General features: G+C 29.3%; 19 protein-coding genes. 12 read left to right on the forward strand and 7 right to left on the reverse strand.

All coding sequences use genetic code 11. From position 1 onward, the window contains the following. Window positions 1-21: 21 nt before the first annotated feature. Window positions 22-1,452, forward strand: a complete 1,431-nt coding sequence (locus tag BZ132_RS01695; RefSeq protein ID WP_011405926.1) for a Ni/Fe hydrogenase subunit alpha — start codon at window positions 22-24, stop codon at window positions 1,450-1,452. 337 nt (window positions 1,453-1,789) lie between these two features. Here the strand turns inward: BZ132_RS01695 and BZ132_RS01700 are convergent, their stop codons facing one another. Next, the gene (locus BZ132_RS01700; RefSeq protein WP_286940261.1) at window positions 1,790-2,713 is read right to left on the reverse strand and encodes a hypothetical protein; all 924 of its coding nucleotides are present in this window, start codon (window positions 2,711-2,713) and stop codon (window positions 1,790-1,792) included. Between the two features lie 669 nt (window positions 2,714-3,382). Here BZ132_RS01700 and mcrB point away from each other — a divergent pair. The 5 genes from mcrB (at window position 3,383) to BZ132_RS01725 (ending at window position 8,711) form a co-directional block, all read left to right on the forward strand. Beyond that, a complete protein-coding gene (gene mcrB, locus BZ132_RS01705) occupies window positions 3,383-4,711 on the forward strand; it encodes a coenzyme-B sulfoethylthiotransferase subunit beta (RefSeq protein ID WP_112149340.1) in 1,329 nt (442 codons plus the stop codon). A gap of 18 nt (window positions 4,712-4,729) precedes the next feature. Next, complete coding sequence (mcrD, locus tag BZ132_RS01710) at window positions 4,730-5,242, forward strand: methyl-coenzyme M reductase operon protein D (RefSeq protein ID WP_112149341.1); 513 nt, start codon at window positions 4,730-4,732, stop codon at window positions 5,240-5,242. Window positions 5,243-5,248: 6 nt separating this feature from the next. Then, the gene (gene mcrG, locus BZ132_RS01715; RefSeq protein WP_011405930.1) at window positions 5,249-6,046 is read left to right on the forward strand and encodes a coenzyme-B sulfoethylthiotransferase subunit gamma; all 798 of its coding nucleotides are present in this window, start codon (window positions 5,249-5,251) and stop codon (window positions 6,044-6,046) included. Continuing rightward, complete coding sequence (gene mcrA, locus BZ132_RS01720; RefSeq protein WP_011405931.1) at window positions 6,046-7,704, forward strand: coenzyme-B sulfoethylthiotransferase subunit alpha; 1,659 nt, start codon at window positions 6,046-6,048, stop codon at window positions 7,702-7,704. The genes mcrG and mcrA overlap by 1 nt, the downstream gene beginning before the upstream one ends. A 500-nt stretch (window positions 7,705-8,204) precedes the next feature. After that, window positions 8,205-8,711 (forward strand): hypothetical protein, encoded by a 507-nt coding sequence (locus BZ132_RS01725; RefSeq protein ID WP_286940265.1) that lies wholly within the window; start codon window positions 8,205-8,207, stop codon window positions 8,709-8,711. A 53-nt stretch (window positions 8,712-8,764) separates the two neighbouring features. Here BZ132_RS01725 and BZ132_RS01730 read toward each other — a convergent pair whose 3' ends face one another. Further along, window positions 8,765-10,054, reverse strand: coding sequence for a dihydroorotase family protein (locus BZ132_RS01730; RefSeq protein ID WP_286940267.1), 1,290 nt, complete (start codon window positions 10,052-10,054; stop codon window positions 8,765-8,767). Between the two features lie 123 nt (window positions 10,055-10,177). On the opposite strand from BZ132_RS01730, the gene BZ132_RS01735 reads away from it, so the two are divergent. Together BZ132_RS01735 and BZ132_RS01740 are read left to right on the forward strand one after the other, a co-directional pair. Beyond that, a complete protein-coding gene (locus BZ132_RS01735) occupies window positions 10,178-11,293 on the forward strand; it encodes a nucleotidyltransferase family protein (protein WP_011405934.1) in 1,116 nt (371 codons plus the stop codon). Continuing rightward, entirely contained in the window at window positions 11,284-12,036 is a 753-nt protein-coding gene (locus BZ132_RS01740) for a peptidylprolyl isomerase (protein WP_011405935.1), read from the forward strand. The genes BZ132_RS01735 and BZ132_RS01740 overlap by 10 nt, the downstream gene beginning before the upstream one ends. 35 nt (window positions 12,037-12,071) lie before the next feature. Here the strand turns inward: BZ132_RS01740 and BZ132_RS01745 are convergent, their stop codons facing one another. Further along, complete coding sequence (locus tag BZ132_RS01745; protein WP_011405936.1) at window positions 12,072-12,296, reverse strand: KEOPS complex subunit Pcc1; 225 nt, start codon at window positions 12,294-12,296, stop codon at window positions 12,072-12,074. Window positions 12,297-12,595: 299 nt separating this feature from the next. Between BZ132_RS01745 and rplJ the strand changes: the two genes are divergently transcribed. The 3 genes from rplJ (at window position 12,596) to mfnA (ending at window position 17,000) form a co-directional block, all read left to right on the forward strand. Next, complete coding sequence (gene rplJ / locus BZ132_RS01750) at window positions 12,596-13,081, forward strand: 50S ribosomal protein L16 (protein WP_011405937.1); 486 nt, start codon at window positions 12,596-12,598, stop codon at window positions 13,079-13,081. A 162-nt stretch (window positions 13,082-13,243) separates the two neighbouring features. Further along, the gene (ppsA, locus tag BZ132_RS01755; RefSeq protein WP_112149343.1) at window positions 13,244-15,541 is read left to right on the forward strand and encodes a phosphoenolpyruvate synthase; all 2,298 of its coding nucleotides are present in this window, start codon (window positions 13,244-13,246) and stop codon (window positions 15,539-15,541) included. Between the two features lie 289 nt (window positions 15,542-15,830). After that, window positions 15,831-17,000: a tyrosine decarboxylase MfnA gene (mfnA, locus tag BZ132_RS01760; RefSeq protein ID WP_011405939.1), complete on the forward strand. Its 1,170-nt coding sequence runs from the start codon at window positions 15,831-15,833 to the stop codon at window positions 16,998-17,000. Between the two features lie 22 nt (window positions 17,001-17,022). Here mfnA and BZ132_RS01765 read toward each other — a convergent pair whose 3' ends face one another. Both BZ132_RS01765 and BZ132_RS01770 read right to left on the reverse strand, forming a co-directional pair. After that, a complete protein-coding gene (locus BZ132_RS01765) occupies window positions 17,023-17,223 on the reverse strand; it encodes a MoaD/ThiS family protein (protein WP_011405940.1) in 201 nt (66 codons plus the stop codon). A gap of 3 nt (window positions 17,224-17,226) precedes the next feature. Beyond that, the gene (locus tag BZ132_RS01770; protein ID WP_286940273.1) at window positions 17,227-18,186 is read right to left on the reverse strand and encodes a TIGR00269 family protein; all 960 of its coding nucleotides are present in this window, start codon (window positions 18,184-18,186) and stop codon (window positions 17,227-17,229) included. A 1,112-nt stretch (window positions 18,187-19,298) separates the two neighbouring features. Here BZ132_RS01770 and BZ132_RS01775 point away from each other — a divergent pair. Further along, window positions 19,299-20,252: a DUF4268 domain-containing protein gene (locus tag BZ132_RS01775; protein ID WP_011405942.1), complete on the forward strand. Its 954-nt coding sequence runs from the start codon at window positions 19,299-19,301 to the stop codon at window positions 20,250-20,252. 67 nt (window positions 20,253-20,319) lie between these two features. Here BZ132_RS01775 and BZ132_RS07630 read toward each other — a convergent pair whose 3' ends face one another. Both BZ132_RS07630 and BZ132_RS01780 read right to left on the reverse strand, forming a co-directional pair. After that, window positions 20,320-20,601, reverse strand: a complete 282-nt coding sequence (locus BZ132_RS07630; protein ID WP_353743713.1) for a hypothetical protein — start codon at window positions 20,599-20,601, stop codon at window positions 20,320-20,322. 23 nt (window positions 20,602-20,624) lie between these two features. Then, window positions 20,625-22,208, reverse strand: a complete 1,584-nt coding sequence (locus BZ132_RS01780) for a dihydropteroate synthase-like protein (RefSeq protein WP_011405943.1) — start codon at window positions 22,206-22,208, stop codon at window positions 20,625-20,627. Window positions 22,209-22,262 lie beyond the last annotated feature (54 nt).

The raw sequence follows: 22,262 nt of genomic DNA on the forward strand, positions 1-22,262 counted from the left end.
TAATGAAGGAGGAAAAAATATATGGTAGAATTAACATTAGAACCTGTAACAAGAATCGAAGGTCACGCTAAAATTACAGTAGATCTTGATGAAGAAGGAAATGTAAAAGATACAAAATTACATGTAATGGAATTCAGAGGATTTGAAAAATTCTTACAAGGAAGACCTATTGAAGAAGTACCTAGAATCGTACCTAGAATCTGTGGTATTTGTGACGTACAACACCACTTAGCTGCAGCAAAAGCATGTGACCAAGTATTTGGTTATAATGACGATGAAATACTTCCAGCTGCATACAAAATGAGAGAAATTATGAACTGGGCATCTGTAATGCACTCACACACATTAAGTTTCTACTTCTTATCTGCACCTGATTTCATAGGTGGAAAAGATAGAAAAACTAGAAATGTATTCCAAATTATTAAAGATGCACCTGAATTAGCTAAAAAAGCTTTAGCATTAAGAAGAAACTCTCAAGATATCGTAACTGCAATTGGTGGAAGACCAATTCACCAAGTATCCAACACACCTGGTGGAATTACCACTGAATTAACAGACGAAGAACAAAAAGATAATTTAGTAAAAGCTCAAGAAGCACTTGAACTTTCATTAGATACATGGGATGCAGCACAACCTATCTTTGAAGAAAACATGGATCTTATTAAAACACTTGGTAATGTAGAAACATACCACTGTGGTTTAGTAGATAAAAAAGATGGTAGTTGGGATATGTACAACGGTAATGTAAGAATGACCGATAAAAAAGGTGACATCTACGCTGAATTTGGTTCACAAGATTACACCGACTACATGGCTGAAGGCGTAAAACCATACTCCTGGTTAAAATTCCCATACATAAAAGAGTTAGGATATCCTGAAGGTATCTACAGAGTAGCTCCTTTATCAAGAATTAATGTATGTACAAAAATGCCTGATGCAGCAGAAAGAGCTCAAGATTACTTAAATGAATTCAGAAAAGACTTCGGATATGCTCAAGAACCTTTATTATTCCACCCAGCAAGATTAATCGAATTAGTAGCAGCTTCTGAATTGGCTGTAGATGGTCTTGAAGGAGATTTAAGTGGAGAAAAACGTCCTGGAGCTATTGACCGTTCACAAATCACTGGTAAAGGTGTAGGTATTGTTGAAGCATCAAGAGGAACATTAACTCACCACTACGAAACTGATGAAAACGGTTTAGTAACTAAAGCAAACATTGTAGTAGCTACAGTACAAAACAACCCAGCTATGGAAATGGGTATTCAACAAGTAGCTAAAAACTACATAAAACCTGGAGTAGAAGTTGACGATAAAATCTTCAACTTAATGGAAATGGTTATTCGTGCTTACGATCCATGTCTATCCTGTGCTACTCATCAATTAGATACCCAAATGAGATTATCTACAGTAGAAGTATATGATCACATGGGTAACTTAGTTAAAAAAGTCTAAGTAAATAAATCTAAAAATACGATCTTCTAATGAAGAGTGTACTTGAATTATGAAATAAGGGATTCTATCTCTTATTTCTTTTTCTTTCAAATATTTAATTAGTTTAAATATTTTAAACTAATAGGGTATTGTATTTAATATTGTTTGTTAGATATTACAAACAGATTATGACTAAAATAATACAAATGGGAACATAGACTTCATAGTATGAGATTTATCTTGACTAATGAAGCTATGCTTTTTATTTTTTATAAATTACTTTTTTTTGAAATATTAGTATTATTTTTTAAAAATAGTAGGATTTTTTAATTTTTTTTCTCAAAAAAAAACTGTATGTTTATATTTGATTTATAATTTCATCTACATTGTATATTGAGGGATTTGTTTTATTAAAATATACTCCACTAATGATGTTAATACCTAGTTTTAGATAGTTTTTTATGTCATTGTTTTTATTTGTAGCATATTTTATTTTCAGTTTTGTTTTTGGAAATACTATTCTTAGTATTGAAATTATTTTTTTAATGTAGTCTTGTGTATACTGTGGATTGTATTCTTCTGGTGTATCATAGAATGGATCATATCCTATAATTTCAATAACATCAGGATTTATTTTAAGTAAATTATCAATTGTATGTTTTAGGTCTACATGTCTTTCACAATTATTTATCATAAATTCACATACTATTTGAATATTTGAATTATCTTTAATTATTTTTGATAGTTTTGACATCTTCTTATTGAAATTTACATGATTTCTTTTAATAAAGGGATTGTGATTTGTTAGTGTATAATCAATAATCAATGAATTTATATTGTAATTACTAATTTCATAGTAATCATCAAAATTCTCTAATTTAACATTAACACCTAAATCATATCTACTCAATATTTTTAAAACTAGGATAAGATCTTCAATTTTAGAATTACATCTACCATAACAATTAATAGCCTCTATTGGATATGATGAAATATCTCTAATATTATAATCTATGATATTTTTAATATATTCAGGATTATATTTTTTATGTGACTGTGGTGTTCTATAACCACATGTAGGACAATTATCATCAACACCATAAATGTCAGGATAATAAATATTAGTTTCAAGTTTTATATTTTCATTTAATTTTCTTTGAGTATCTTGTGATTTTTCATATAAAAAAGTAATACTTTCTATATCATCTAATTGGAGAATATATTCTAAATCTTCACTTTCTATTTTTCCATTTTCTAAATTATTTATCACTATTTGTAACATTTTTTATCTCCATTGGATTTAACTCAAAAGAACTTAACTTAAATTTTTTTTTAATCAAGCATTTTTTAATAAACTTAAGGTCTAACTAAAAATAATTTCTTTATTATTTTACTTAAAAAACCTTTTTTTATAGTTTTAAATCTGATTTATTTTTACTTAAAAAGTAAAAACATTTATATGTTTATTCTTATTATATATTTCAATTGTAAGAATATTTATTACAAATAACAATTAGTATTACAAAATATTCAATAATAATGTTTATCTTTGTATTACTCATAATGAATTAAACGTACTATAAACGGTTATTAAATTATATCCTAGTGGTAATTCGTGTTACTAGGAGTATTTATTCTTTGTATGAATATTTGAGCACAAAAATTATGGAAATGTATTTTTAGATAACAGTTGGAGGGGTATATTTCTATTACTTAAGTTTATAAATAATTGATTTAAAACTGAATTTTTTTTCACCAGTACATTCAATGTACAAATATAAAAAAAATTACTTTCTTGTTTCATTAAATTATTTTCACCAACTAAATCAATTTAATGAGAATAACATCAATAGTAATTGTGGAAAAAAAGAGTATTATAGAACATAGTAACCCGGAATGAATATGATAATTTCATTTCTTAATGAATATAATTTAAGAGGTGTACATATAAATGCCAACATATGAAGACAAAATAGATTTGTATGGGGTAGATGGAAAACTTTTAGAAGAACAAGTACCTCTAGAAGCAATTAGTCCAGTAATAAACCCTACAATTAAAAATATTATACAAGAGATTAAGCGTTCTGTTGCTATAAACTTAGCAGGTATTGAAAAATCATTAGCAAACGGAGCATACGGTGGAAAAGCTAATTTTATTCCTGGAAGAGAATTGGAATTAGATATTGTTGACAATGCAGATGCAATTGCTGACAAAATTGAAAAAATGTTAAAAGTTAGTGATGATGATGATTTCAATTTAAACTTATTAAATGGAGGAAAACAAATATTAGTTCAAGTTCCTTCAGAAAGATTAAGTATTGCAGGTGACTACTCTGTAGCACCATTAGCAACAGGATCAGCATTAATTCAAGCTATTCTCGATACTTTTGACATCAACAAATATCAAGCTTCTGAAATTAAAACAGCAGCTATGGGTGGATACCCACACAACGTAAAATTAGGCGGAGCATTAACTACCTTATTAGGTCAAACAACTCACCTTGAAGGATTAGGTTACAGTCTAAGAAACATTGGAGCAAACCACGTAGTAGCTATTACAAAGAAAAATACTCTTAACGCAGTAGCTTTATCCTCTATTTTAGAACAAACTGCAACATTCGAAATGGGTGACGCAGTAGGTGCATTCGAAAGAAGCCACCTTTTAGGATTAGCATACCAAGGATTAAACGCAAACAACATAGTTTATGACTTAGTAAAAGAAAATGGTAAAGCAACACTCGGTGATGTAATTATTTCATTATTATCTAGAGCTTTAGATGATGGAGTAATCAGAGTAAAAGAAACATTACCTTCCGGATTCAAATTATACGAACCAGTTGACTGGGCATTATGGAATGCATATGCAGCAGCAGGTCTTATTGCAGCTACAATTGTTAACGTAGGTGCAGCAAGAGCAGCTCAAGGTGTAGCATCATCTATATTATACTTTAACGATATCTTAGAATACGAAGCAGGTTTACCTGGTGTAGACTTTGGTAGAGTAATGGGTACAGGTGTAGGTATGAGTTTCTTCTCACACGGTATTTACGGTGGTGGAGGACCTGGTGTTTTCAACGGTAACCACGTAGTAACAAGACACAGTAAAGGATATGCTATCCCATGTAACGCAGCAGCTATGGCTTTAGATGCAGGTACACAGATGTTCTCTGTAGAATCTACATCAGGTTTAGTTGGAGAAGTATATGGTAGCGTAGACAATTTAAGAGAACCAGTAAAATATGTTGCTGAAGGAGCTAGTCAAGTAAAAGATAAACTCTAATTATAAGGAATGTTTAAAATGTCAACAGATAATAATGAAGCAGAAGTTAATGTTATAAAAGCAACCGATGTAAAAATTTTTCCAGATAGAATTTTAAAACCTGAAACAACAGAAACTATCTTAAACAAGGTAATGAAGTTGGAAGGTGTTTTAAGAATTTTAATAAATGGTGAAAGATTACCTACAGTAGTGACTATGGGTCCAGCAAGGGGAGCACCAGTAAATCACACTGATAGGAAAACAATTAATGTTAAGGGTAACGATGTTCCATTGAGAGTATCTGTTGGAGAAATAATTTTAACAGTCCAATTAGACAATCTTGAAGATTTTGTAACAGAAGTCAATAATATTTTAGATGAAACCTTAAAATTCGGATATAATGTTTCAGTTGGTGTGTTTACAAAAACAAATACAACTGTAAGTGATTATATGAAATATGGTCAAGGTTTTGAAGATAAAATAGATTCAAGACTTATCGGATTAGTTGATCCAAATGCAAAATCATCAGAAACCATAAGATATATCAGGTGATTGTAAATGGCATATGAAGTACAATATTATCCTGGAGAAAGTGTTATTGCAGAAAACCGTAAAAAACACATGAATCCAGATCATGAACTTAAAAAACTTAGAAATATTGCAGATGACGATATAGTAAAACTTTTAAGTCACAGAAACCCAGGAGAAGGTTACAAAACAGTACACCCACCTCTTGATGAAATGGACTTTGAAGAAGATACTATGAAAGACTTCGTAGAACCAATCGACGGAGCTAAAAAAGGAATTCGTATAAGATACATACAATTCGCAGACTCAATGTATAATGCACCTGCTCAACCATACGACAGAGCAAGATCATACATGAGAAGATTCAGAGGAGTAGATACAGGTACACTCTCAGGAAGACAAGTAATTGAAATGAGAGAATCTGACTTAGAAGAAACTTCCAAATTATTATTAGAATCTGAATTCTTTGATTCCGCTAAAACAGGTTTAAGAGGAGCAACCGTACACGGTCACTCATTAAGACTTGATGAAGACGGATTAATGTTTGATGCATTACAAAGATACGTATTCGATAAAGAAACTGGTCACGTTGTATACGTAAAAGATCAAGTAGGAGTAGAACTTGATGAACCTATTGATGTAGGAGAACCATTACCAGAAGACGAACTTAAGAAAATAACAACCATCTACAGATCTGACAACGTCAGCTTAAGAGATGATGAAGAAGTTATTAAAGTAGTTGAAGCTATTCACTTCGCAAGAACTGATGGTGGATATGGTTTAGAAGTATTCAACAACGATTTAAAAAGTAAATTAGGTGGTAACTAATGGATAATGAGAAAAAATTATTCTTAAAGGCTTTAAAAGAAAAATTCGATGAAGACCCTGAAGAAGAAAACACTAAATTTTACTGCTATGGTGGATGGGAACAATCCGCAAGAAAAAGAGAATTTGCTGAAGAAGCTGAAAAAGCTGTAGAAGCACGTGGAGGATTACCATTCTACAACCCAGATATAGGTGTACCTCTTGGACAAAGAAAATTAATGGCATACCAAGTATCTGGAACAGACACATATGTAGAAGGAGACGACCTTCACTTCTGTAACAACTCTGCAATTCAACAATTAGTAGACGATATTAAAAGAACTGTAATTGTAGGTATGGATACAGCTCACGGTGTACTTGAACAAAGATTAGGTGTAGAAGTTACTCCTGAAACAATCAACGAATACCTTGAAACAATCAACCACGCACTCCCTGGAGGAGCAGTTGTACAAGAACACATGGTAGAAGTTGACCCTGGATTAGTAACTGATTCCTACGCAAAAATATTCACTGGTGACGACGACTTATTAGATCAATTAGATCAAAGATTTGTAATCGACATCAACAAAGAGTTCCCTGAAGAACAAGCTGAAATGCTCAAAAAATACATAGGTAAAAAAACCTACCAAGTAAGTAGAGTACCTACATTAGTAGTACGTGCTTGTGATGGAGGTACAACCTCCAGATGGTCTGCTATGCAAATTGGTATGAGTTTCATTTCTGCATACAAATTATGTGCAGGAGAAGCAGCTATTGCTGATTTCTCATACGCAGCAAAACACGCAGATGTAATTTCCATGGCTAGTGCAATGCCATCAAGAAGAGCAAGAGGTCCAAACGAACCTGGAGGTGTAACCTTCGGTGCATTCTCTGATATGGTACAAACAAGCAGAGTAACAGATGACCCAGCTGAAGTAACTTTAGAAGTTATTGGTGGAGCAGCACCATTATACGACCAAGTATGGTTAGGTTCATACATGTCTGGTGGTGTAGGATTCACACAATATGCTACAGCAGCATACACAGATGAAATATTAGATGACTTCATTTACTATGGTAAAGACTACGTAGAAGGTAAATATGGTGGATTATGTCAAGCTGAAGCAACTTCCGAAGTTGTAAAAGACATTGCAAGTGAAGTAACCTTATACGGATTAGAACAATACGAAATCCCTGCAGCATTAGAAGACCACTTTGGTGGATCACAAAGAGCAGCAGTTCTTGCAGCAGGTGCAGGTTGTTCAGTAGCATTCGCAACTGCTAACTCTAACGCAGGTGTAAATGGATGGTACTTAAGTCAATTATTACACAAAGAAGGTCACAGTAGATTAGGATTCTATGGTTACGACTTACAAGATCAATGTGGATCATCCAACTCACTCTCTGTAAGAAGTGATGAAGGACTTATTCACGAATTAAGAGGTCCTAACTACCCTAACTACGCAATGAACGTAGGTCACCAACCTGAATATGCAGGTATTGCTCAAGCACCACACGCAGCAAGAGGAGACGCATTTGCACTTAACCCATTAATAAAAGTAGCATTTGCTGATAAAAACTTATCCTTCGATTGGGCTCACCCAAGAGAATGTATTGCAAAAGGTGCTGTTAGAGAATTTATGCCTAGCGGTGAACGTGACTTAATCAACCCAGCTTTATAAGTTAGTTGATTTTGTTGATAAATATAGGGTTTAGTTTATATAATATGTTGAACATAAATATAGACTGGAGTTTTCCAAGTAAAAAAATATAAAAGTATTATATATATTAAATAATAATTTAGAGTGACCATGAGCAAGGTACGACCTGTATTACCTGGGTAAACAAGGTACGATCTGCATCATGTCATAGTAAAATTATTATGTACTTTTTTACTGGAAATAAATTACGGGACTTTCTTACTTAGAAAACTAATCCTTATATTTATTTCCTTTCTTTTATTCTTTTTAAAATTACTAAATTTTTAACTTATCTTGTAAACTATTTTTTTATAATATTTTTAATTATCTAATTTAAGCATGTTTTTATCATATGATAATTATTTTTTTATTTAATTTTAAGAATTTTTTTTTTGAAGGATAATATTAGTTAAAGTAATATATTTTAAGAAAGATATCTTTTATTTACTTAATTATAAACAAATATTAAATGGTGATAAATAATGGAATGTCCATTCTGTGGATTTGAAAATGAAAATGATGAATCTGTATGTAATTCATGTGGCAAAACCATGGATTTTCCACTAAATAACTCTAATATAGAAAATAGTCAACCAAAAGTAGATAAAAATAGAACTTCTATAGATAATAATAATCAACCAAATAACAAAGTAGATGTTCATTATTATCCAAATAACAATGAATATAACAATCAAAATCCTAACAATTACCCAAACAATCAAGGATATAATAATCAGTATAATAGACCATACAATACTAAAAGTAAGGGTATTGGTCTTCTATTAGGATTTTTAATTACTGGTGCTGGATTATGTTATGTGGATAAATGGGCAGATGGAATTGCAATGTTCTTTTTATGTTGGATTTTAAATATAATAGGAGTTTTAACATTAGGTTTAGGATTTATTCCAGCAATAGCTTTATGGATTTATTCTTTAATAAAAACTTCTGAGTATATTGATGCTTATAATGAGGGAAGACCATATTAAGAGTCTTCTTTTGTACTTTTTTTATAAAAAAAATTAGATGGGAGATTATATTTTTAGTAGATGTATTTACTATCATATTTATACACATCATTATCTTGACTAATAATATTACCTCTATTGATTGTCATGATGTTACTACCAACATAGTCTCTATTTTCAAAGGGTGTATATTTAGCTTTGGTGTATGTGTTTTCTATACTTATTTTTCCTGTTTCTTTCATGTTTATTACTGTAATATCTGCGTCATAACCTTTTTTGATTTTACCTTTATTTGGTATGTTAAATATATTTGCAGGATTAGTACTTGTTAATTTTACTAGTTGTTCTAATGTTAATCTCTTATTATTTACTTCTGTTAATAATAATTTTAGGGCAGTTTCAAGTCCTGGAATTCCTGCAGCACTCTTCCATGTATCTTTTTCTTTTTCTTCAATTGTATGTGGTGCATGATCAGTACCTATACTATCAAATTCATTTAAATTATCTATGGTTATGTTGTAGTTACTATCCCTTAGTGGTGGGTTTGTCTTAGCTTTAACTCCATATCTTTCATATGTTGTGTTATCTAGAAATATATGATGGGGTGTTGCTTCAATGGATATATTTAGTTTTTCTTTTGCTTCATGTATTAATTCTAATGTTTGCCTTGTACTTATATGACACAAGTGTAGTTGTAGTTTGTATTTTTTTGCTAATTCAATTGCTCTGTTTACTGCAATTAATTCTGCAAGTGCACTTCTAGCATAACTATATGTGATTGTTTTATTCTTATTTAATGGATTTTTCTTCATAGTTTTAATATTATAGTCAACTAATGTTTTATCTTCACAGTGTAGGGATAATGGTTTGTTTGTTTGACTTACATAGTTAAACATTTCATCTAATTGTTTGTTTGTATATAAATCCATGAATATTTTATATGATGCAGGTTTTTCACTCATAATATCCATTACATCTTGTCGTGTTTTTACACCTGCATGTAATCCAAAGTCAACATATGATTTTTTTGTAGCAATGTTTCTTTTTTCTTGGAAAGCTTTTTTTGTATCTGTTGCAGGTAGTGTATTTGGCATGTCTATTATGGTGGTGTATCCCCCATGTGCTGCTGCTTGTGTTCCAGTGGTCCATGTTTCTTTTTGTGTCATACCTGGATCTCTTAGATGTACATGTGTATCAATTAATCCTGGAATAATTATATTTTCTTTTATATCACAGATGGTATCTGTTTCTTTTTCTGAAGGTAGTATTGTTTTTTTAATATCTTTTATTATTCCATTTTCTATGATGATATTAACTATTTTATTATCTATTGTTTTACAGTTTTTTAGTACTAGATTACTCATCTTTTTTCACCTTCTATTTTCTTTATTTATGTTTTATTATACACTAATGTTTGTTTTTTTTTTAAACAAGTATATATTATAATAAACATATTTCTTTATTATATATTGTTGTAGGTTGATTTAATGACTCTTGAAGATTATGTTGAATGTATTTTAGATAGGGATAGAAAAACATTTTATGATGATTTAGAATGTAGTGGTTTAGAAATTCTTAATAATAAGAATAAAACTCCCATAATTGCAGATTTTACTGAATATTCTCCATTACATAATGGTCATTTATTTTGTATGAATGAAGCAAAAAAACAACATCCTGAATGTCTGTTTGTAGCTATTATTCCAGGTTTATTTGAACGTAATGGTAGAGGATTACCATATATATTACCTCGTAAAAAAAGAGCAGAGTTAGCTATTAGTTTAGGTGCAGACATTGCTATAGAAGGTCCTCCAATGGGAGTAATGGGTTCTGGACAGTATTCATTATGTTTAGCACTTCTATTTAAGGCATTAAATGCTGATTATATTCCTAGGGGATATATTAGTAATGACCCTAAATTTAAAATAATACTTGAATATATAAATAAAGGTAAGGGAGTAGCACCTAAACCATACAAGATAATTTCAATGGAAGATAAAAAGGTGTTACTTAATGGTAAGCTAAGTAATGATGACTATGTTATTGTTTCATTAGCCAAATCCTTAAGTAAAATTAATTTTAATTATGAGAATAAATTTATTTTTATTCCTCGTTTAGAAAATGTTAGTGGTACTAGGATAAGAGAATGTATATCTAATAATGAATTTAATGATTTATCAGATATGCTACCTAAAGAAACTATTAATATGATAGAAAAGGAAATCCAATTAAATCATGCTCCTTTACATGATTGTAGGTTAAATAAGCGATTAATATACAATGCTAATCATTTATCAAGGGAAGATTTATCTAATTTAACTCTTATAGATAATAAAACTGTTAATAATATAATAAATAACAGACCATTTAGTAATGTTGATGAATTATTAGATAGTATTACTTTTGGATTTAGTAGTCATAGAAAACAAAGAATACTAAGTGTATTGGAGGTATGTATTTTTAAGGATGAAATACATAAATATATTAATAATTATCCACAAAAAATTAAAATTTTAGGATATAAAAATAAAGAAGTTCTAAATAAATTTAAAGTTAATTTGGAAAATAATTTAAAAGGAGAAAATGGAAAAGTATGCCAATAGATGATAAAGATTTTGTAAAATTAAATTACACTGGAAAAGTTAAAGAAACTGGAGACGTATTTGATACAACATATGAAGATGTTGCTGAAGAAGCAGGTATCAAAAACGAAAACAAAGATTATCACCCAATGATTCTTGCAGTAGGATCTACTCAATTACTCTCAAAATTACATGATGAAATTAAAAAAATGGATGTAGGAGAAAAACAAACAGTAGAAATCCCATGTGAAGAAGCATTTGGTAAAAGAGATCCAAGTTTAATTCAATTAATTCCAATGAAAGAATTCAAAAAACAAAACATTAAACCATTTGTAGGCATGCCCTTATCATTAGATGGACAACATGGAATTGTAAGAACTGTAGATGGTGGAAGAGTAAGAGTAGATTTCAACCATGAATTAGCTGGTAAAGATATAATTTATGAAATTGAAATTGTAGATACAATTGATGATAATGTTGAAAAAATTAAAGGATTAATAGAAGTATACTATGGAAATCCTAACATTGACTTAGAAAAAACAGAAATTCTTATTGAAGATGGTGTAGCTAAAATCACATTAGATAAATTAGCAGGATTCGAACAAAGATCTGCACAAGAAATAACATTATCTAAATTCAGAGTAGCAAGAGAAACATATGAAAACATCGATGAAATTGAAAAAGTTCAATTTATTGATGAATATGAAAAACCTGAACCAGAAGAAGAATCTGAAGATGCTCCAGAAGTATTAGATGAAGAATAAGTAATTAATTGGGATTTATTATCCCTAACTTTTTTTCATACTATTTTTGATGTAACTTCAATTACTTTTTCACATTGAATTAAATCTTCAATAGTATTTAAAACAGTACTTATTTTCTCATTTTCAATATAACAAATTAATTTATTGTTTTCAACTTTTGATTCAATAAATCCTTCATTATCAGGATATAATGAGTTATATGCAATTTGAGCATTTTTATTATCTGAATATGTGAATGTTATCTTAGTTTTTACTTTCATATAAATAGAACCTATATTTTTTTAGTATATAATTTATTTTATATTATTAAATATTTCATTGTATATGATTTATAATTATTATGATAACTAAAACATACTAAATTAATAGTATTTATTAAATTAATTAACACTATTTTTATATAATATCTTTAACAAATCATAAATTAGTATATTCGAATTCATGTTTTTCATGTAATTCAATAATTTTAAAGAATACTATTTATTGTATTATTAATGAATTTTTTTTAAATATTTTTTTTATAGAAAAAAAGTATTTATTTTTACAGGAGGAAAAATCAATGGTTAGACCATACACAAGAAAAGATTATATTAGAAAAATCCCAGCATCAAAAATTGTACAGTATGATATGGGTAATTTATCTGGAGAATTTCCATTAGAAGTAACATTAGCAGTTAAAGAACACACACATTTATCACACAATTCTTTAGAAGCTGCAAGGATTGCTGCAAACAGATATTTACAAAGAACAACTGGTAAATTAGGTTACAGATTAAAAATAAGAACATATCCTCACCACATAGTAAGAGAAAATCCTATGGCTACTGGTGCAGGGGCAGATAGGGTACAAAGTGGTATGAGAGGAGCATTTGGTAAAGCAGTAAGTTCAGAAGCTTTAGTACGTGCAAACCAAAAAATCATCACTGCATATGTTCAAGTAAAAGACTTTGAAAAAGCAAAAGTTGCACTTAACAGAGCAGCAATGAAATTACCAGTAACCTGTAAATTAGTAATTGATAAAGGACACGACCTTGTTCAATTCTAGATATAGGTTATGGCTATAAATTCATAAAAAGGATTCAATAATAGAATAAATAGTGGAATTTATATAACCACACTATGGTTAATTTTAATCCTTTATATGGTTATAAATTAAATTTCGAAGAAAAGTAATGGAATGAAATTAAATTAAAGAAGAGTGTTATAGATGAATTATGTTAAAGTTTTTGAAAAATTAGGTAAGGAAGACATACCTATAGCAGGAGGTAAAGGTGCAAATCTTGGTGAATTAACAAATGCAGGAATTCCTGTACCACCAGGTTTTGTAATAACCTCTGAAACATACAATAAATTCATAACTAAAACTGGAATAATCAATCAAATTAATGATATGTTAAATGGTTTAGATATTAATGATACATTAGAATTACAAAAAGTAGCTGATGATATTAAAAATCTAATTATAACAACAGACATACCAGATGATATTCAACGTGTAATTATTGAAGCTTATAATGCGTTATGTTTAAAAGTAGATTTAGATGAAGTAGTAGTAGCAATAAGATCATCTGCAACAGCAGAAGATTTACCTGATGCTTCATTTGCAGGACAACAAGAAACATATTTAAATATTTCTGGAATAGATGATGTTTTAGAAAATGTAAGAAAATGTTGGGCTTCTTTATTTGAAGCAAGAGCAATATTTTACAGAGAAGAAAATGAATTTGATCATTCAAAAGTATTAATTGCAGTTGTAGTTCAACAAATGGTTGACTCTGAAAAAGCAGGTGTAATGTTCACTGTAGATCCATCTACAGGAGCAGAAGAAATGCTAATTGAAGGAGCATGGGGACTTGGAGAAGGTGTAGTTTCTGGTATAGTAACTCCAGATACTTGTCGTTATGATAAAATAAATGATAAAGTAAAATCATACCTTGTAAATACTAAAAAAACCATGTTTACTAAAGATTCTAAAACAGGTTCAACAATTCAAATAGATGTTCCAGATGATCTAAAAGATAAAAAAGTTTTAGAAGATAGTGATATTGAACAATTAGTAACACTTGGTAGAAGAATACAAAAACATTATGGTGCTCCAATGGACACTGAATGGGGTGTTGAAAATGGTAAAGTTTACATGTTACAAGCAAGACCTATTACAACACTTGATGATATTCCAGAAGATACTCAATCTCTTGATGATGAAGAAAGAGTAATTATTACACGTGGTTTAGGTGCAAGTCCTGGATTAGTATCAGGTACAGTTAAAGTTATTAAAGAATTAGATGAACTTGATAAAATTCTAGATGGAGATATACTTGTAACTACCATGACAACACCTGATATGGTACCTGCTATGAAAAGAGCAAATGGTATTGTAACAGATGAAGGTGGAGTAACATGTCATGCAGCAATTATTTCAAGAGAACTTGGAATTCCATGTGTATCTGGAACAGGTGAAGCTACTTCAGTTCTTAAAGAAAATACTAAAGTTACAATCGATGGTAAAAAGGGTATAGTGTATGAAGGAGACTTTGGTGGAGATAAAGATTCTGAAGAATCAACAACCACTCAAACAAATGTATCTGCAGCTCCATTAATAACAGTTACTGATGTAAAAGTAAATGTAAGTATGGCAGAAGCAGCTAAAAAAGCATATGCTACTGGTGCTGATGGAGTAGGATTACTTAGAACTGAACATATGATGTTAGCAACAGGAACAGTACCATATAAATTCATAGATGAAGGAAGAGAAGATGAACTTGTAAAAGTATTAGTGGATAATATTTTAAAAGTAGTTGATGTTTTCTATCCAAAAACAGTATGGTATAGAACACTTGATGCACCAACTGATGAATTCAAAACATTAGAAGGTGGAGAAAATGAACCTGATGAAGCAAATCCTATGCTTGGTTGGAGAGGAATAAGAAGGGAAATTGATCAACCTGATATTCTTAAAGCAGAATTTAAGGCAATTAAAAAATTACATGAACAAGGTTATACTAATGTGGGTGTAATGTTACCTTTATTACATAAACCTGAAGAATTACGTCAAGCAAAAGAAATTGCTAGAAGTGTAGGTTTAGAACCTCATAAAGATGTTGACTTTGGTATGATGGTTGAAACACCAGCAGCTGCGATAATTATTGAAGATTTCATAGCAGAAGGTCTTGACTTTATAAGCTTTGGAACAAATGATTTAACACAATATACCTTAGCTTTAGATAGAAATAATGAATTAGTAGCAAAACATTATTCTGAAGCACATCCAGCAATAATTAAATTACTTAAAAGTGTAATTAAAAAATGTAAAGCAGCTGGAGTAACAACAAGTATCTGTGGTCAAGCAGGTAGTAAACCTGAAATTGTTGAAATATTAGTAGAAGCAGGTATTGATAGTATTTCTGCAAATACTGATGCAGTTCCAACAATTAGAAAAATTGTTGCTAAAGTAGAGAAAAAAATCATGCTCGAAGCAGCTAAAAAAGCATTAATGGATGAATAATTACTTTAAAAGAATAAACACTCTTCACCACCCATTATTTTTTTAGAAAAATAATTACATATTTTTTTTAAACATATCATTTTTTTTATAAATTATTTGGGAATTTCTATTTTTAAATTTATTGTATAATTAAAAAAATTAGATATATTGTATTATACAGTTTGGATATTGTAGGTTTAATGTATGAATTCTATTTTTTTGTATCATGTTGTTGTCTAAGATATATCTATTAAAAACTATATATTTTATAATGATTATATTAACTAAAATTTTTTTTATAGGTTAAAGAATGTTTGATAAAGGAAGAAGTAAGGAAGATGTATTTAGGGATTTAAATGTTTTTCATAATATGGATATGAAGTATAGTTCAGGTAGAATATTAGGATCTATGTGTACAAAACCAGATCCTGTGGGATTAGAAGCATATAAAATGTTTATTGAAACTAATCTTGGGGATCCTGGTTTGTTTAAAGGTACTGCTTTAATGGAACAAGAGGTTATTAATTCTCTTGGTAACTTATTACATCTAAAGAATCCTTGTGGTCATATTGTAACTGGTGGTACTGAGGCTAATATTATGGCAATGTGTGTTGCAAAGTATCTATATGAAGAAGAAAATGAGGGTACTCCTGAGTTAATTCTACCAAAAAGTGCTCATTTTTCATTTAAAAAGGTACTGTCTATGTTGTCTGTTAAACCAGTTTATGTTCCATTGAATAATGAATATAAAATAGATGTTACAAAATTACCTGATTTAATAACTGATAATACCATGGCAATGGTTGGTATTGCTGGTACTACTGAGTTAGGATTGGTTGATGATATTCCCGAAATATCAAAAATTGCAAAATCATATGGAGTATATCTACATGTGGATGCTGCACTTGGTGGATTTATAATACCCTTTTTAAATTATAAAAATAACAATCAATTAAACTTTGACTTTAAGTGTAAAGGTGTATCTTCCATAACTATAGATCCACATAAAATGGGACTTGCACCAGTTCCATCAGGTGGAATTATATTTAGGAAGAAAAAATATCTTGAAAAATTATCAATTAAAACACCATACCTAACAAAGGACAAACAAACAACAATAGTAGGTACAAGAACAGGAGCATCAACAGCAGCAACATGGACATTATTAAACTACCATGGAATGGAAGGATATAAAAAAATAGTTGAAAAAGTAATAAATCTAACAACATACACATACAACAAATTAAATAAAAATAAACACGTTACAATAATACATAAACCAGAATTAAATATAATATCATTTAAGGTAGACAATATTGATGTTGACACACTACAAAAACAACTACAGGCATATGGATGGATAGTATCATTGGCTGAATATCCTCATGTAATTAGATTAGTTTTAATGCCACATATAAAAAAAGAACATATTGATGAATTTCTAGTGGATCTTGATATAATAATACAAAAAAATAGATAGTGGTTTTAGTAGTGAATAAGATTTATCCACCATAGATTACTTTAATGATTTCTAATTCATCACCATTTTTTACTTTTTCATCTTCAGTTACAGTATCACCATTTAATTTAACAACAACTGTTTCAATAGGTATTTCTTCTTTTTTTAAAATATCTGCAATAGTTGTGTTTTCACTAATTTCAATATCTTTAATATCTTTTTTATTGATTAATTTTATAGTCATATTTTATTCTCCTATTTTTTCATAGATTTTCTCTAGGAATTTACATGATTTACAAATATCTTGAGAAGCAGGTTCACCACACTTTTTACAGGTACCATTAGGTTTTCCAGTATGATTTGCCATATACTCCTTTTTAATTGCAGGTTTTATTTTTTCAAAACCATTGAGTATTGAATACATGATTGTTGGATGTTTTAGTGTAGTTTCTCTTATAAAATCACCTATTTCCATTCTAAATGATTCATGTGCATATGGACATCCATCAAAATGTACTTCAAATCCGCTTTCTAAAACATATAATCCTATTTCTTTTTCAGGTATTTTACGCAGTGGCTTTATTTTCTGTGTAAAACGTTTATCTTGGGAGAGTGTTTTATAGCCAATTCTTACCATATTATTAACGTTACCTTCTAAGTAATTCATAACAATACTTTGGGTTTCATCATCAAGATTATGTCCTGTTGCAAGTTTTGTTGCATTAACATCCCTTGCCACTTGATTAAATATTTGTCTTCTAAATACACCACAATATGTACAGGCATGTTGTGCATCATTACTTTTTGCTTCAGCTTCCATTATTTTATCAATAGTGAAGTTGTACTTATCTTTAAATGAAACAATATGATGTTTAATATCAAGTGCCTTTGCAGTTTCCTTAGCTATTCTAATACCCTCTTCACGATATCCACTAATACCTTCATCTATAGTAACTGCTTCTAGTGTAATTATATTTTTTTCCTTAAGAATATTCAATATCTTAAGTAGTGCTACACTATCTTTTCCACCAGATAACCCTACAAGAACCTTATCACCTTTTGTAACTAATTTTTCTTTCTTAATAGTTCTAAGTACTTGTTTTTCAATGGATTTTCTAAAACATTTACTACATAATTTCTGTCCATTGTATTTTCTATGGATAACTACATGTTTGCTTCCACATTGTGTACAAATAGTTTCTGTCAAATTTTAATCTCCCTACTTCAAAATATAGTGATTATAACTAAAAGTTTTTTTTAATTATCTTATTTTATATACAATTAAACTATTGTAGACTATTGAATATATTTTTTAAGATATTAATTATAGGAAAAAATAGATTTGATTTTAAATCATATTGAGTATCTGACAAAAATTTTTTTTTATATCCTTTTTTAAAATAATTCATCTATTCTACTTATTTTAACTTATATTGTTTTATTATTATTTAATAGTTATATATGATATGATACAATATGCATATAGATTAATATCAATTATTTGATCGTTATTCATGGTTTTTAAAGATAGTACTGTTCAACAAAGTACTTTTGTTCTTAAAAAGTTAGATAATGGAATTCTGAAGATAAATACAAAGACATGTTTTCATCTGTAAAAACATAAACTAACTAACATACTTAAAATTTATTGGGTTGTTGTATTACAATGACCTAATAAAGATACCTGTTTCTTACATTTAATATACTCTAAAAATACGTTATATGATATATAAATCATTAATTAATCTTTTAAAAAATAATTATCAGACTATTTCCATGCTTTTGGAAACGTCAGTCTTATCTGTGGAATGATATTTTCTTATATTAATCTTATCTACATACTACCTTTTTTCCTCAATCTTACCTGAATATTATTCATATCATATCACGTTCATATTTTATCATATCGGAGCTAAGAAAGTAGCATACCATGAAGTAACATAAAATATAAGTGAAGAAAAACATACTAAAGATGAGAATAACAGCACTGGAAGAAATCAAAGACAACTGCAACGAAATAATAAGAAGCCAAAAAACAAGATCTAGTACTAAAAACAGAATACACAGATAAAACTACGACAGAACTATGACAACATACGAAAGGAACTGGAAACAAAAAGATGGAATACACAAGAGTTAGTAATGATAAAAATCACTCTGATAAAAGAGAAAAACAACTATAAAAGAAGTAAATGCACTGGAAATAAAAGAAAACAACTACAAACAGGTACTAAGACAACCAGATAACATGAGCTTCGTGGACAGAATACGTGGAAGATGCCATGAATATGTGAAAGAATTAAAAGGATGATTTGTTAAATGATTACATTAGGTAAACTTACAAAAGTGAAAGATTTAAGAAAGATTTGGAATAATGAAGCAAGAGATTTCACACCTTGGTTAGCACAAGAAGAAAATCTTGAAATACTAAGTAATGAAATAGGATTGGATATTGAATTAATAGAAACTGAAGCAAAAATAGGTTCATTCAATACAGATATACTGGCAAAAGATACCTATAGTGATGATATAATAATTATAGAAAATCAATTGGAACAGACAGATCATGATCATCTGGGAAAAATCATAACCTATGCTTCAGGACATAATGCAAATACAATTATATGGATAGTTAAAGAGGTACGGGAAGAGCATAGACAAGCAATTGACTGGTTAAATGAACACACGGATAAGGACTTGAATATTTTTCTTATAAAAATTGAATTATGGAAAATTGATGATTCAAGTATAGCACCAAAATTCAATATCATATCCAGCCCGAATAATTGGACAAAAACAGTAAAAAGTTCTCAGTCACCCAGAAATAATATCACTGATTTAAAATTAACTCAATTGGATTACTGGACAAAATTTTTTGAATATCTAGATAATAATGATACTCCATTTAATCCCAGAAAACCACAACCACGACATTGGTATGATTTACCAATAGGTAACAGTTTATGTCATATCTCTTTAACAATGAATTCCAGAAAAAATGCTCTGTTTAACTATATTTACATAGATGATGATAAAGAATTATTTGATTATTTGTCCTCTCAAAAAGATGAAATTGAAAAAGAAATGGGAATAACATTGGATTGGAAAAGGTTAAACAATAAAAAAGCATCCATAATAGAAATCAAACATGATAATATAGATCCATTAAACGAAGAAAATTGGGATAGGATGATTAAAATACATATAAGGGATGCAGAGAAATTCTATTTTACTTTTAAAGATAGAGTTAAAGAATATATGAATAAGGAATAATATATAAAATTCATATTTCTGATATTTGATGTTATTTGATTATATAATTTTTCAAGTGTCTCTTCATCTATGCACTTTTTAAGTTGACATTCCCAGACAGTAATGACTCTCCATTCCATTTCTTCCAGTTCTTTTTTGTTGCATTTTTCACGCTTTTTATTTTCGTAAAGTTTATTTTTCCAGAAATCAACGTTGATTTTGGTATCAATGCATATTTGCATCCTTCATGATGATGCCAGAAACAGCCGTGAATAAACACAATAGTTCTGTATTTAGGTAATACTATGTCCGGACTGCCAGGATATCGTTTATCAATTACTAAAAAAGAGGATATTTGTTGGATACTCATATCTATAAAAAAAAGTTCATACTCTAGAATATTGGAAAATCTTGAATATATTGTTTATTTAGTTTTAGGGCAATTTCTGCCTTTTCAAGTTCCATACCTAGATATGCCGCATGTTCTAATCTACTAATTAAATCTCTTCTTAGTATTTCCTCATAGATTGCCCTTGCAGTTTTTGCTTGAATTACTGCTGTTTTTTCATAGTTTTGATATAATATTGCTTTAATAAGGTTATCCTCTAATATTATTTTAAAACTTCCCTTATCTTGAGTAAATTTTCCATCTGCTACAGCATCAATATGTGGTAGGTTACATGTTTCAATTGAAGCATCATCTTTTCTATATGCATCCTTTAGGGATACTAGATTAATACCTATATTTTTAGGTATTGTTTCTTTTTGTTTTGATATAAACATCATGTTAGATGTGGTTTTTAATTCTTTTATACTACCCTTAGTTTTAAGACTTGCTTCAGGAGTAAATAATATACTAACACCTAATTCCATTGCAATTCCACCTAATAGGGCATGTACTCCATTACTATCCGCATCTAATAATTCTGACACATTACCTACTCCAAAAAATAATAGTTTTGTAGGATTTCTTTTCCTAAATAAACTACATGCTACTATTGAATCTGTTAATGATGGACTGTTAATAGGATCAAGTAATACATCTGCAATTGTGGTAATATTTGAACATAATTTATCTATTTTTTCAAGTGATTTCACACGCTCTATTGGTGTTTGTGGAATGTAATTTCTTGAATAATCTGTTGGTAGAATAACAGCACTTACTCCATGATCTTCTATATTATCTATTACTTTTTCATAATTTCCATGATCAACACTAAGTATTAAATCAGCACCTGCTTCAAGTCCCATATTAATTTCATTACTATTTAATGTATCAATACTTACAGGTATGTCATAATTGTCTTTAATTAATTTTACCATATCATAAGCCATTTGAGGATTATTTTCTCCTGCATGCATTCCAATATCAATCATATCTGCACCAGAATCAATATAATACTGGGCTTTTTCTAGTAATTTTTTTTCTGTTAATGTAGGTGCATTGGCTATTTCGCCAAGTACTCTCATTGGAAAATCAAGACCAAGTGGGCAGTTATTTATAAGAATATTAGAATCTTTTTCTAGTAATTTTTCTATTTTCTCTTTATCAGCTGAATAATTGTTAATAATATCCATGGCATTTTCATACTGCTTGTTTCTAATTAGTATATTTGCAGGTTTTGATGTGGATAATGTGATGTTATCTAGTATGTCTAATGTAAGAGTAATGTCTGCTGCATTTGTTGGACCTTTGTATGAGGGTATGTTTAGTTGTTTTTGAATTTCAGCACTACTTTGTTGCATAAGACCAGGTGTAATTATCATGTCAATGTTATCAATAGGTGTGGTTTTATTAGAATTTATTGATTTGAGTATATTTTGTTGTTTTAAATGATATACTATAAGTTTGGGTGTTATAAATGCTGCAATAGGCATGGGCATGACTTTTAGATATAATTCATGTTTATCATAACATGATAGATTTTTTCGGATTATATTCTCTGCAAGAAGTCCAGTTATTATTAAAATCTTCATTTTTTCACACCCTTATTATATCAAATTTTTTTAATTATAATTAAATATAATTCA

Origin of the sequence: Methanosphaera sp. DEW79 (genome assembly GCF_003266085.1) — an archaeon.
GTDB classification, from domain to species: domain Archaea; phylum Methanobacteriota; class Methanobacteria; order Methanobacteriales; family Methanobacteriaceae; genus Methanosphaera; species Methanosphaera stadtmanae.